General features: G+C 68.1%; 11 protein-coding genes. 5 read left to right on the top strand and 6 right to left on the bottom strand.

All coding sequences use genetic code 11. The annotated features are described in order from the left end of the window. The first annotated feature begins 239 nt into the window (after window positions 1–239). The 3 genes from G6N47_RS06590 to G6N47_RS06600 are packed head-to-tail and all read left to right on the top strand — an operon-like array spanning window position 240 to window position 4,146. Complete coding sequence (locus G6N47_RS06590; RefSeq protein ID WP_083133158.1) at window positions 240–3,194, top strand: MMPL family transporter; 2,955 nt, start codon at window positions 240–242, stop codon at window positions 3,192–3,194. Next, the gene (locus G6N47_RS06595) at window positions 3,191–3,730 is read left to right on the top strand and encodes a transcriptional regulator (protein WP_083133159.1); all 540 of its coding nucleotides are present in this window, start codon (window positions 3,191–3,193) and stop codon (window positions 3,728–3,730) included. Before G6N47_RS06590 ends, G6N47_RS06595 begins: the two co-directional genes overlap by 4 nt. Continuing rightward, window positions 3,727–4,146, top strand: a complete 420-nt coding sequence (locus G6N47_RS06600; RefSeq protein ID WP_083133160.1) for a CoA-binding protein — start codon at window positions 3,727–3,729, stop codon at window positions 4,144–4,146. The genes G6N47_RS06595 and G6N47_RS06600 overlap by 4 nt, the downstream gene beginning before the upstream one ends. Before the next feature lie 70 nt (window positions 4,147–4,216). On the opposite strand, the gene G6N47_RS06605 is transcribed toward G6N47_RS06600, so the two are convergent. Next, window positions 4,217–4,906, bottom strand: coding sequence for a hypothetical protein (locus G6N47_RS06605; RefSeq protein ID WP_083133161.1), 690 nt, complete (start codon window positions 4,904–4,906; stop codon window positions 4,217–4,219). Next, window positions 4,903–5,499, bottom strand: coding sequence for a hypothetical protein (locus G6N47_RS06610; RefSeq protein WP_083133162.1), 597 nt, complete (start codon window positions 5,497–5,499; stop codon window positions 4,903–4,905). Before G6N47_RS06610 ends, G6N47_RS06605 begins: the two co-directional genes overlap by 4 nt. Before the next feature lie 41 nt (window positions 5,500–5,540). Between G6N47_RS06610 and G6N47_RS06615 the strand changes: the two genes are divergently transcribed. Continuing rightward, a complete protein-coding gene (locus G6N47_RS06615) occupies window positions 5,541–7,526 on the top strand; it encodes a M13 family metallopeptidase (protein WP_083133163.1) in 1,986 nt (661 codons plus the stop codon). Between the two features lie 91 nt (window positions 7,527–7,617). Here the strand turns inward: G6N47_RS06615 and G6N47_RS06620 are convergent, their stop codons facing one another. The 3 genes from G6N47_RS06620 to ricR form a co-directional block, all read right to left on the bottom strand. Then, entirely contained in the window at window positions 7,618–8,640 is a 1,023-nt protein-coding gene (locus G6N47_RS06620; RefSeq protein WP_083133164.1) for a L,D-transpeptidase, read from the bottom strand. 134 nt (window positions 8,641–8,774) lie between these two features. Continuing rightward, the gene (locus G6N47_RS06625) at window positions 8,775–10,001 is read right to left on the bottom strand and encodes an MFS transporter (protein ID WP_083133249.1); all 1,227 of its coding nucleotides are present in this window, start codon (window positions 9,999–10,001) and stop codon (window positions 8,775–8,777) included. A gap of 71 nt (window positions 10,002–10,072) precedes the next feature. After that, window positions 10,073–10,363, bottom strand: coding sequence for a copper-sensing transcriptional repressor RicR (gene ricR / locus G6N47_RS06630; RefSeq protein ID WP_083133165.1), 291 nt, complete (start codon window positions 10,361–10,363; stop codon window positions 10,073–10,075). Between the two features lie 71 nt (window positions 10,364–10,434). Here ricR and ilvD point away from each other — a divergent pair, with 71 nt between their 5' ends. Further along, entirely contained in the window at window positions 10,435–12,144 is a 1,710-nt protein-coding gene (ilvD, locus tag G6N47_RS06635; RefSeq protein ID WP_083133166.1) for a dihydroxy-acid dehydratase, read from the top strand. A gap of 272 nt (window positions 12,145–12,416) precedes the next feature. On the opposite strand, the gene G6N47_RS06640 is transcribed toward ilvD, so the two are convergent. Beyond that, window positions 12,417–12,860 (bottom strand): SPW repeat protein, encoded by a 444-nt coding sequence (locus G6N47_RS06640; RefSeq protein ID WP_083133168.1) that lies wholly within the window; start codon window positions 12,858–12,860, stop codon window positions 12,417–12,419. Window positions 12,861–12,959: the final 99 nt, after the last annotated feature.

The following is a 12,959-nucleotide window of genomic DNA, read 5'->3' on the forward strand; positions in this document are numbered from 1 at the left end:
CGTTGCAATGGGATTGATCCCCGACCCGGAAAACGCCCACCGGTCATCCTGCCATCCGCTGCTGCGCCTCCGCCAATCCTGGCGGGCACGAAATGCTCACACGCCCCGGCGCCGGTAACGGTCGCCGATGCCGAGTCGTTGCAGCTCAGCGACCCGAAGCCGAGATACTTTACAGCACGCTGCGGTAGGCTCGCCTGCACGAAACGCGGAAAGCGGGGAGGGCGGCCATCCAGCAGTTCATGATGCGCCTCAGCAGCAACCTGCGTCGCTTCCGCTGGCTGGTCTTCACGGGTTGGTTGCTCGCGCTGATCCCTGCGATCTATTTGACGGTGACCCAGTCGGGGCACCTGACCGGCGGCGGCTTCGAGGTGGCCGGGTCGCAGTCGCTGCGCGTGCACGACGAACTCGAGGCGCATTACCCCGATCAGGGCGCTTCGCCGCTGGCGCTGGTGGCGGCACCGCGCGCCGACGCCAGCTTCGAAGACATGAACGACGCCGTGGCCATGCTCAAGCGGGTCGCCGGCGAGGTTCCCGATGTGGTGATGGTGCCCAACCCGACCCAGCGGGCGCCGCAGCCCGACCGGCCCTATGTGGTGTCCCTGCGGCTCGACAGCAACAACAGCAGCGCCAGCGACGCCGCCAAGAAGCTGCGCACCAAGATCGGGGTACACGGCGATAAACCCGGGCAGATCGAAAACGGCCGGGTGCGGCTGTATGTCATCGGCCAGGGCGCGCTGTCCACGGCGGCGGCCGCCAACACCAAACACGACATCGCCGCGGCCGAAAAATGGAATCTGCCGATCATCCTGATCGTGTTGCTGGCGGTGTTCGGTTCGCTGGCCGCCGCCGCGATCCCGCTGGCACTCGGCATCTGCACCGTCGCGATCACGATGGGCCTGGTCTATCTGCTGTCGGCCTACACCACGATGTCGGTGTTCGTCACGTCGACCGTGTCGATGTTCGGTATCGCGCTGGCCGTCGACTACTCGCTGTTCATCTTGATGCGTTTCCGCGAGGAGCTGCGCGCCGGACGTCAGCCCGCCGAGGCCGTCGACGCCGCCATGGCCACGTCCGGGCTGGCGGTGGCGCTGTCCGGGATGACCGTCGTCGCCTCGCTGACCGGCATCTACCTGATCGACACCCCGGCGCTGGCGTCGATGGCCACCGGGGCGATCCTGGCGGTGGCGGTGGCCATGCTGACCTCCACCACGATGACGCCGGCGGTGCTGGCGACCTTCGGACGGGCGGCGGCCAAGAGGTCGGCGGCGCTGCACTGGTCGCGGCGCCCCGAGACCACCCAGTCGCGGTTCTGGACGCACTGGATCAGCTGGGTGATGCACCGGCCGTGGGCGTGGGCGTTGGCGGCCTCGGCGGTTCTGCTGGCGATGGCGGCGCCGGCCTTGTCGATGGTGCTGGGCAACAGCCTGCTGCGCCAGTTCGATTCCTCCCACGAGATCCGCGCCGGGGTGGCCGGCGCGGCCGAGGCGCTCGGGCCCGGCGCGCTGGGCCCGGTACAGGTGCTGATCACCTTCCCGGGCGGCGACGCCTCCTCCCGCGGGCACAGCCAGGCACTCGGGGCATTGGCACACGAGATCGCGCAAGCGCCCGACATCGTCACCGTCGCACCGCCGGTGTTCGCCGACGACAACAGCAGCGCCATGCTCTCCGCGGTGCTTGCCGTGGATCCCGAGGATCTGGGTGCGCGCCACACCGTGGACTGGCTTCGGGCCCATCTGCCCGGCCTGCCCGAGGTCGGTTCGGCGCAGGTGGCCATCGGCGGTCCCACCGCGCTGATCAAAGACTTCGACGACCAGGTGTCGCGGACCGAGCCGTGGGTGTTGGTGTTCGTCGCGCTGATCGCGTTCGTCATGTTGCTGGTTTCGATCCAGTCGGTATTCCTGGCGTTCAAGGGCGTGCTGATGACGGTGTTGTCGGTGGCGGCGGCCTACGGCAGCTTGGTGATGGTCTTCCAGTGGGGCTGGCTGGAGAAACTGGGGTTCGAACCGATCACCTCGATCGATTCCACGGTTCCGCCGCTGGTGCTGGCGATGACGTTCGGCCTGTCGATGGACTACGAGATCTTCTTGCTGACCCGCATCCGGGAACGGTTCTTACAGACCGGCCACACCCGCGACGCCGTCGCCTACGGGGTCAGCACCAGTGCCCGCACGATCACCAGCGCGGCGCTGATCATGATCGCGGTGTTCATCGGTTTCGCGTTCGCCGGCATGCCGCTGGTTGCCGAGATCGGGGTGGCCTGTGCGGTGGCGATCGCGGTGGACGCCACCGTGGTGCGGCTGGTGATGGTGCCCGCGCTGATGGCGATGTTCGACCAGTGGAACTGGTGGCTGCCGGCCTGGCTGCACCGCATCCTGCCGTCGGTGGACTTCGAAAAACCGCTGCCCGTGGCCGATCTCGGCGACGTCGTGATGATTCCCGACGACATCTCCGCCCCGGTGGTGCCGGGCGCCGACCTGCGGATGGTGCTCAAGTCGGCGGCCAAGCTCAAACACCTTGTCCCGGATGCGATTTGCGTGGCCGACCCGCTGGCCTTCACCGGATGCGGGCGTAACGGCGATCTGCGGGGACGGGTCAAGGGCAGCGACGACGCCGCCACCCACCGCGTCGCCATGGCCGCTGCCGGCAACGGGTCGGTGACCCGCAAGCTCGTCGGGGGCCTGCCGTACCGCAACGGCACCGGGCGCTCGGTGCGGCCGGTGCACCCCGTGACGCTGTGGCGGGGTCGGCTTTCCGTCGCGCTCGATGCGCTGGAAAGCCAACGGAGAGCCGACAAGCCACGGTTCGAGCGGCGCAGCCCGGTGGAAACCACCCACGTGCAGTTGCCCACCGGCGATCGCCTGCAAATCCCCACCGGCGCCGAAACACTACGTCTCAAGGGATTCCTGATCATGTCGCGCAACAGCAGCCGCGACTACGCGGAATTTGCTGAGCTGGTCGACACGATGGAGCCTGAAACCGCCGCGGTCGTGCTGGCGGGCATGGACAAGTACTACTGTTGTCCATCATCTAAGCGACAATGGATCGCTACCCAGTTGGTTCGTCGGCTCGCGGATCCACACCCGTCCGATGTCGAGGACGATCAGTGGCCCGAACCGGATGGGAAGGCAGACTGGGAGGAGGTCAGGCAGCGCTGCCTGTCGGTGGCGGTGGCGATGCTGGAGGAGGCGAGGTGACGTTGGCATCGGACCGACGCCCCGGACCGGCGCCGTATCGGTCCCCCGCCGCCCCGCGTCCGCGCCCGGCGCCGCAGCGGCCGCCTCGCCCTGCCTACGCCGACCAGCCCGTCGAGTTCTGGCCCACCTCGGCGATCCGTGCCGCGCTGGACAGCGGCGACATCGCGACATGGAAGCAGATCGCGGTCGCGATCAAGCGAGACCCGTACGGCCGCACCGCGCGTCAGGTCGAAGAGGTTCTCGAGCGGGCCCGCCCCTACGGCATCTCCAAAGCACTCGCCGAGGTGCTCGATCGCGCCCGCGCGCACCTGGAGGCCAACGAGCGCGAAGAAGTCGCCCGCCACGTGCGCCTGCTGATGGACCGATCCGGGCTGGGCCCACGGGAATTCGCGTCGCGCATCGGGGTCCCCGTCGAGGAACTGGCCGACTATCTCGAGGCGAGGGTCAGCCCGTCGGCGTCGCTGATGATCCGGATGCGACGGCTGTCCGACCGGTTCGCCAAGTCGCGGTCGCGGCGCGCGCCGGACAACGGATGACGGCTTCGCCCGACGACGCCGCGCTGCGGCGAATCCTGGCCGAGACCCGCACGATCGCGGTGGTCGGCGCCTCGGCCAAACACACCCGGCCGAGCTACGAGATCTATTCGTATCTTGTTTCGACCGGCCAGTATCAGGTGTTCCCGGTCAACCCGACGATCACGGAAATCGACGGCGCCCGAGTGTATCCGCGGCTGGCGGATCTGCCGGTGATTCCTGACATGGTCGACGTCTTCCGCCGGTTCGACGAGTTGCCGGCCGTGCTGGGCGACACGCTCGCGCTGCAACCGCACCCGAAAACCCTTTGGCTGCAGCAAGGTCTGTGGCACGAACAGGTGGGCCGCGACGCCGCGGCCGCCGGGCTGCACGTGGTGATGGACCGTTGCCTGATGGTCGAGCACGCGCGGCTGTCATAAATTGCGGCGACCCGTCCCCCGCAAGCGGGCGGTACCCCCAGCGCCCCCTGCGTCGCGCTTGCGATCGCCGCTACCGTGAATTGATCGGCGACCAGTTCTGCACCAGCCAGCTTCCGCTGTCCTTGCTCAGCACCACCCGCACCGCCGGGCTGGCGTGCTCGGGCGGCTGACCCGGCACATCCTGGGTGACCCGCAGGATCACCGCCACGACGGCCGCCGACGGTCCGATCGCTTCGACACCGGCCGCCAGCGTCTGGGCCTGGGCGTTGACGTGGCGACGGGCCAGGTCGGCGCTGGACTTGGCGTATTGCTCCTTCAACGGCCCGGCCTTGTCGGGCGCCATCATCGCCGCCGCCCGATCGATCGACGCGCTCGGGGCGCCCGGCGAGAACGACGCCGCCGCCTCCGCCATCCCGGTCGCGATCCGGACCACTTCGGCCGAGTCGCGTTTGAGCTCGCGGTCCGGCGTCGTCCAGCGGTAATACCCGGTCAGCACCGCGGCCACCAGCGCCACCGCGCACAGCGCCGCGACAACCAGCCGCAGCTGCGGGGCGTCGTCGTCGGTGCCCACGGTCACCGAATCCCGTCGCAGCAGCCAGAAATTGACCAGCACGCCCTCGACGATCAGCAGGATCAGCGCCGAACACGCCGCCACCCACCACAGCGGCCAGGCCAGCACCACCCCGATCGCCAGCAGCGCCGCGATCGCCGCCAGCGGCGCCGCCACGTCGAACGCCGCCACCCGCCACGCGTTTCTCATCGGATCGACCCCAGCTGCGAGATCAGCAGCCTGCCGTCGACGTCGGACACCGCCAGCCGCAGGTTCCAGTGCACGATCTGCGGCTTGCCGCCGACGTTCTCGCTGACCGACGTGGCAACCACCATGACGGTGTCGGTGCGCCGGGCGATTCCCGCCGGCAGCGGGTCGGCCGGCCGCCGGCCCGGCTGGGCGTCCGGCTCGTGATGCACGCTTTCGATCGCGACGGCCTCGATCTGGCCGGTGCTGCGGGCCTGTAGCCGCTGGACGACCTGGCGGTAGGGCTGCATGGCGGAGTCGAAGTCGGCGTTGAGTTCTCCCACGGTGCCGTCGTGGAGCCGCTGCAGGTTGGCGTCGACGTTGTCGGTGTTCATGTTGATCAGCACGCCGGTCCACTCGGCGGCGGTCTGCATGACGCGGCTTTGGTAGTGCCGCTCGTCGACGTCGCCGCGGTGCGTCGTCCAGATGAGCACGCCCAGCGCGATGGCCGCGACCGACAGCACACCCAGCACGGTCGAGCCGATGCCGTAGACGGAGAAGATCGGGCCGCCGGGCGCTTCTTCGGCGGCCGGCTCGCTCTGCTCGGCGTCGGGCATGGCCGTGAGGCTACCTGCCGATCGATGGTAAGGATGGCAGGGTGACGGTAGAAGCAATCCGCTCGGGCATCGACCTGAGCCAAGTCGACGCTGGTGTCCGCCCGCAAGACGACCTGTTCGGTCACGTCAACGGCCGCTGGCTGGCCGAGTATCAGATCCCGCCCGACCGCGCGACCGACGGCGCCTTCCGCTGCCTGTTCGACCGGGCAGAAGAGCAGGTCCGCGACCTGATCACCGAACTCAGCGAGCGCTCCGCCGCGGCCGGCACCGACGAACAACGCATCGGCGACCTCTACGCCAGCTTCCTCGACGAGGAGGCCGTCGAACGGCGCGGCCTGCGGCCGCTGTTGGACGAGCTGGCGCTGATCGACGACGCTGCCGACGCCGACGAGCTGGCCGCGGTGGTGGGTGCGCTGCAGCGCACCGGCGTGCGAGGCGGGGTCGGCGTGTACGTCGACACCGACGAGAAGAACTCCGCCCGTTACCTTGTGCATGTCAACCAGTCGGGGCTGGGGCTGCCCGACGAGTCCTACTACCGCGACGACCAGCACGCCGAGCTGCTGGCCGCCTATCCCGGTCATATCGCGCGGATGTTCACGTTGGTGTACGGCGGTGACGCGGCGGACCATGCCGAAACGGCCGGCCGCATCGTGGCATTGGAGACCAAACTGGCTGCCGCGCACTGGGATGTGGTCAAGCGCCGCGACGCCGACCTCACGTACAACCTGCGTACGTTCGCCGACCTTTCCACCGAGGCACCGGGTTTCGACTGGACCGGTTGGGTGAGCGCGCTGGGCAGCACACCGGACGCGGTGGCGGAACTTGTTGTGCGCCAACCGGATTACCTCACCGAGTTCGCGGCGCTGTGGCACGGCGAGGACCTCGACGACTGGAAGCGTTGGGCGCGTTGGCGGTTGATCCACGCCCGCGCCGGGCTGTTGACCGATGCGCTGGTTCGCGAAGACTTCGCGTTCTACGGCCGCGCGCTGACCGGGGCCGAAGAGATCCGCGAGCGCTGGAAGCGCGGCGTGTCGATGGTGGAGGGACTGCTGGGCGACGCCGTCGGAAAGCTGTACGTGCAAAGACATTTCCCGCCGGAGGCCAAGGCCCGCATGGACGCGCTGGTGGACAACCTGCGCGAGGCATACCGGATCAGCATCGAGGGCCTGGACTGGATGACGCCGCAGACCCGGCAACGTGCGCTGGCCAAGCTGGACAAGTTCACCGCCAAGATCGGCTATCCCGCCAAGTGGCGCGACTATTCGGCGCTGGTGATCGACCGCAATGATCTCTACGGCAACTACCAACGCGGCTACGCGGTCAACCACGACCGCGAGCTTGCCAAGCTCGGCGGTCCCGTCGACCGCGACGAGTGGTTCATGACCCCGCAGACCGTCAACGCCTACTACAACCCCGGGATGAACGAAATCGTCTTCCCCGCAGGCATTTTGCAGCCGCCGTTCTTCGATCCCCAGGCCGACGACGCCGCCAACTACGGCGGCATCGGCGCGGTGATCGGACACGAGATCGGGCACGGGTTCGACGACCAGGGCGCCAAATACGACGGCGACGGCAACCTGGTCGACTGGTGGACCGACGACGACCGCGCCGAGTTCGGTGCCCGCACCAAGGCGTTGATCGAGCAATACGACGGCTACACGCCGCGAGCACTCGACAACGGTCACCGTGTCAACGGGGCGTTCACCGTCGGCGAGAACATCGGCGATCTGGGCGGGCTCTCAATAGCCCTGCTCGCGTATCAGCTGTCGCTGAACGGCCGTCCCGCCCCGGTGATCGACGGGCTCACCGGCGTGCAGCGGGTGTTCTTCGGCTGGGCGCAGGTGTGGCGGACCAAATCCCGTGACGCCGAGGCGATTCGGCGTCTGGCGGTCGATCCGCATTCGCCGCCGGAGTTCCGTTGCAACGGCGTCATCCGCAACATCGACGCCTTCTATGACGCGTTCGACGTCGCCGAGAACGATGCGTTGTACTTGGAGCCGGCCCGTCGGGTGCGCATCTGGAATTAGGCAGCGCGAGCTGGGCCCACACCACAGGTGGGGGAACGCAGAATCGCACTCCGCGAAGCGGATTCGTGCGATTCTGCGTCTGGTGGCCGGGCTAGAGCTGCCAGTCGTTGGAGCCGTCGTTCTTGCTGTAGGTGCCGACGGAGTTCTTCACGACGATGGGATCGCCGGTGCCGAAGTTGTCGAAGAACCACTTGGCGTTGGCCGGGCTGATGTTGATGCAGCCGTGGCTGACGTTGCGCTTGCCCTGATCGGCCACCGACCACGGCGCGCTGTGCACGAAGTCGCCGCTGTTGTCGAACATCACGGCGTTTTCGACGTTCACCTTGTAGCCGTACGTCGAGTCGACCGGCACGCCGTAGGTGGTGGAATCCATCACCACCTTGGCCTTTTTGTCCAGCACGTAGTAGGTGCCGTTGGCGGTCTGGTGGCCGCCTGCCGCCATACCCATCGACATCGGGATGGTCTTCTCTACGGTCCCGTTGCGGGTGACGGTCATCGTGTGCGTCGCGTCGTCGGCGGTTGCCACCAGCGCGTCGCCGGTGTGGAAGTCCGACGTGGTGCCCGCCGCGTCGATGTGCACGTTGGTGTGGGCCGGCCAGAAGTTGATCGGGCGCCACCGCACCTGGGTGGGGGTCATCCAGTAGAACTTGCCCGGCACCGGCGGGGTCGACGAAATGTGGATCGCCTGCTCGGCCATCGGCTTGTCGGCAATCGGCCGCTGGAAGTTGATGATGATCGGCTGGGCGACGCCGACCATCGAGCCGCTGACCGGAGTGAACGTCGGCGGCAGGAACGGCGGCTGGCCCGTGAAGGGCTCGGGGTTCTGGCCCGCCGCCGGCCCCGTGGCGGTCGCAGGCTGAGTCGCCGGTGCCGCCGGTGCAACCGGTGCTGCCGGCGGCCCGGCCAGTGGGTCAGCCGGGGGCGGAGCGATCGGGTCGGCCGGGGGCGGCGGCGCCAACGGGTCCGCGGGTGCGGGCTCTGCCACGCCAGGGTCGCCGGGTGGCGGCGGCTGGTCCGGATCGCCCAGCGCCGAACCGGTGCCCAGCGTCAGCACAGCGGTCAATCCGGCTGTGCTGAGCGCGGCGACGAGAGCTCCCCTCGTCCATCGCGACATATGCATACCTCCAGTCACAGTCCCACCCAGTGTGGCATAGCGCGGACAGCGGCCCGGCAGTCAGCGGCTGCCCGGTATCCCCCTTAATCGCGCTGACCTGCGCTAATGCGTCATCGGGCAGAAGGCCGGAACCGTTACTCGTGGCCGGCGGGCACGTCGAAGATGTGCCGGCTCGCGGTCATTCCCGCCAGCGCGACGCCCATCAGAACCGCCGATGCGGACAGCATCATCGGCACGCTGTGTTCGTAGAGCAGGCCGCCAGCCAGCGAACCGGCCATGATGCCCACCTGGAACGCCGTGACGTACAGCGACGACGCCCCGTCGGGGTCACCCGCGGCGTTGCGCATCGCCGTCGACTGCAGCATCGGCGACACCGCGGTCGCCATCGCCCCCCACAGCACGATCGCACCGGTCCCCACCAGCGCCGTCGCCGCAGTGGCCCGACCACCGAACGCCAGCGCGGTCAACAGGACAAACGCCGCCGTCAGGCCGGCCATGCACACGATCACCGCACGTTTGGGCCGGCGGTCCAGCGGGCGGGCCACCACCGGGACGGCCACCAGCCCGGCGATCCCGTAGACGGCCAACACCCAGGCCAGGTTGGGTCCCCGCACCCCCACGACGTCGCGGATGACCACCACGATGAAGGTGTACGACACGAAATGCCCGGTGACGGCCACCATCGTGAGCAAGCTCACCGCCCACAGCCGGCCGTTGCGGTGGTGGCGGGCCCGCGGCCCGACCCGCTCGAGCTGCGCTGCCGAGAGCACCATCTCCGGCAGCACCAGCCACGCGGCCAGGGTGACGATGCCCGCGGCGATGGTCACGCACACCACGGCCCAGCGCCAGCCCCACATCAGGCTCATCGCCGCGGTCAGCGGGCTGCCGACCACCAGGGCCAGGCTGGTGCCCACATAGATCGCCGTCGTCGCGCGTCCGGCGTGGCTGGGCGGCACCAACCGGGTCGCAATCGGCGCGATCACCGACCACATCAGGCCGTGGGTAACCGCACACAGCACTCGTCCGCCGGCCAGCACCCCGAAATTGGGAGCCAGCGCCGACACCAGCTGCGACATGGTCAGGCAGGCCAGCGTCAGCAGCAGCGTCCGCCGCCGCGGCCAGTGCGCCGTCCAGCGCACCAGCGGAATCGTCGTCAACGCCGCCACCAGCGCGTACCAGGACAACAAGGTGCCGACCAATGCCAGGCTGACATGCAGATCGCGCGCAATGGCGGGCAGCGCGCCCACCGGCACGATTTCGGCCGTGACATAGATGAATGCCGCGGCGGCCAGCACCGACAACTGCACCGCGATCCGCGGCGTCCACGGTCCGCTGCGAAGGGTTTCGGTTTCGGCGGTCATCAGGGCTGCACTTACCGTACGCACTTCGCCCATGACCAGCACTCAATCATGGGTATTCGGGCGTGTGCGCGTCAGGAACGCACGAGTCGCGCGATCGCGGCGGACGCCTCGGCGAGTTTCACGTCGGCCTCGTCGCCGCCGTCGGCCACCGCGCGGCTCACGCAGTGTCCGAGGTGCTCGTTGAGCAGGTTCAACGCCACGGACCGCAGCGCGCTGTTGACCGCGCTGATCTGGGTGAGGACGTCGATGCAGTACTTGTCCTCGTCGATCATCTTGGCGATGCCCCGCACCTGTCCCTCGATGCGGCGCAGCCGCTTGGCGTAGTTGTCCTTCTGCGGCGAGTAGCCGTGTGCGGCTGTCATGCTTACAGGGTACCCCTGCGGGGTATGGAAATAGATTTGGGAGGTGCTCTCGGCCCGCGCATACTTGGGCCATGCCCCAAACCAAGGCACGTACCCCTGATATCAAACCCCGCAGTCGCGACGTCACCGACGGTCTGGAAAAGGCCGCCGCCCGCGGAATGCTGCGCGCGGTCGGCATGGACGACGACGACTTCGCCAAGCCCCAGATCGGTGTGGCGTCGTCGTGGAACGAGATCACGCCGTGCAACCTGTCGTTGGACCGCCTCGCCAAGGCGGTGAAGGAAGGGGTTTTCGCCGCGGGGGGCTATCCGCTTGAGTTCGGCACGATCTCGGTGTCCGACGGCATCTCGATGGGCCACGAGGGCATGCACTTCTCGCTGGTGTCGCGCGAGGTGATCGCCGACAGCGTGGAAACCGTGATGCAGGCCGAGCGGCTCGACGGCTCGGTGCTGTTGGCCGGCTGCGACAAGTCGCTGCCCGGAATGCTGATGGCCGCCGCGCGATTGGACCTGGCCGCAGTGTTCCTCTACGCGGGCTCGATCCTGCCCGGGCGGGCCAAGCTGTCCGACGGGACCGAGCGCGAGGTGACGATCATCGACGCGTTCGAGGCGGTCGGCGCGTGTGCGCGCGGGCTGATGCCACGCGAGGACGTCGACGCGATCGAGCGGGCCATCTGCCCCGGCGAGGGCGCCTGTGGGGGCATGTACACCGCCAACACGATGGCCAGCGCCGCTGAGGCACTGGGCATGTCGCTGCCCGGCAGCGCGGCACCTCCGGCGGCGGATCGCCGCCGCGACGTGTTCGCCCGCCACAGCGGCGAGGCCGTGATCGAACTGCTGCGCCGCGGAATCACCGCCCGCGACATCCTCACCAGGGAGGCCTTCGAGAACGCGATCGCGGTGGTGATGGCGTTCGGCGGCTCGACCAACGCTGTGCTGCACCTGTTGGCGATCGCGTACGAGGCCAACGTCAAGTTGTCGCTGGAGGATTTCAGCCGCATAGGTTCGCGGGTGCCGCACCTGGCCGACGTCAAGCCGTTCGGCCGGCATGTGATGCTCGACGTCGACCGCGTCGGCGGTGTCCCGGTCGTGATGAAAGCACTGCTGGATGCCGGTCTGCTGCATGGTGATTGCCTGACCGTGACAGGACAGACCGTCGCCGAAAACCTCGCGCACGTCGCCCCGCCCGATCCCGACGGCAAGGTGCTGCGAGCGCTGCAAAATCCTATCCACCCGACCGGCGGGATCACGATCCTGCACGGATCGCTGGCACCGGAGGGCGCGGTGGTCAAGTCGGCGGGCTTCGACTCCGACGTGTTCGAAGGCACTGCAAGGGTTTTCGACCGGGAACGAGCCGCGCTTGATGCTTTGGAAGACGGCACGATCACCGCGGGCGACGCGGTGGTGATCCGCTACGAGGGCCCCAAGGGCGGGCCCGGGATGCGCGAAATGCTTGCCATCACAGGCGCCATCAAGGGCGCCGGGCTGGGTAAGGACGTGCTGTTATTGACCGACGGCCGCTTCTCCGGCGGCACCACCGGACTCTGTGTCGGCCATATCGCCCCGGAGGCGGTCGACGGCGGACCGATCGCGTTCCTGCGCGACGGCGACCGCATCCGCCTCGACGTCGCCAACGGAACACTGGACGTGCTCGTCGACACCGGCGAGTTTGCTTCCCGGCGTGCGGGTTTCACCCCGCTGCCACCGCGCTACACCAGCGGAGTGCTGGCCAAGTACACCAAGCTGGTGGGGTCCGCGGCAATCGGGGCGGTCTGCACATAACCTTGGCAGCGACGGATTGGCTGGCGTGGGATCACAACGCCTACTACCAACGCCTGCTGATGGGGCAGCTGCCAAAGGGTGTCGATCCACCGCTGACAACCCGCCGGGCCCGGCAAGTGGCAACCGCAACGCTGCCCGGCGCGCAGGTGCGACGCCTGGTGTTCTGGCGTTACCTTCTAGTCTGGCGCCGACCTGTCGAAACATGATGGCGCACAAGGCCTGTCCCGGCCGGTTCGCCCGGCCGGGTCAGGGAGAATCGGCGCCCGGTCTGGCTATGCGTGCTTTGCTTCGTCGCTGCGCGCCCGCATACCGAAGTACATCGCGTTCAAGCCCAGCACCGTCAGCACCGCACCTGCAATCACATTCGACCAGATCATGCCGCCGTGCGGCGAGACGTGGTAGATGACCCACGGCGAAACGATGAACCACACCCCCAACACCGGCAGCGTCCAGGTCATGCCGTGAGTGCGGTCCAGTGCGGCCGCGAACCCATACGCCAGCGCCGCGCACACAAGACCGACGATCAGGTCGTTGACAGCCAGCGGCCTGGTCATCTGGAAGCCGACGATCCACGGCGAGACAGCCGCATAGACCGCCGTCAGCAAAGTCAGACCGAAGGTGCCTTGCGCGGACATCGACTCGGCGGCCCGCTCATACCGGGCCCGCAGAGCCAACAAATCCGGGTGGTGATCGATTGATGAATGGACTGTGCTCATTTTGTGACCTTTCTGTTATGCAGCAAGCCTTTTGGGCCTTCTGCAACCCATCCACCTGCTCCAAGATTACGCTCGCCGCTCGTCTGCCAGCAACGAAAA

It is taken from the genome of Mycobacterium branderi, assembly GCF_010728725.1.
Lineage (GTDB): Bacteria > Actinomycetota > Actinomycetes > Mycobacteriales > Mycobacteriaceae > Mycobacterium > Mycobacterium branderi.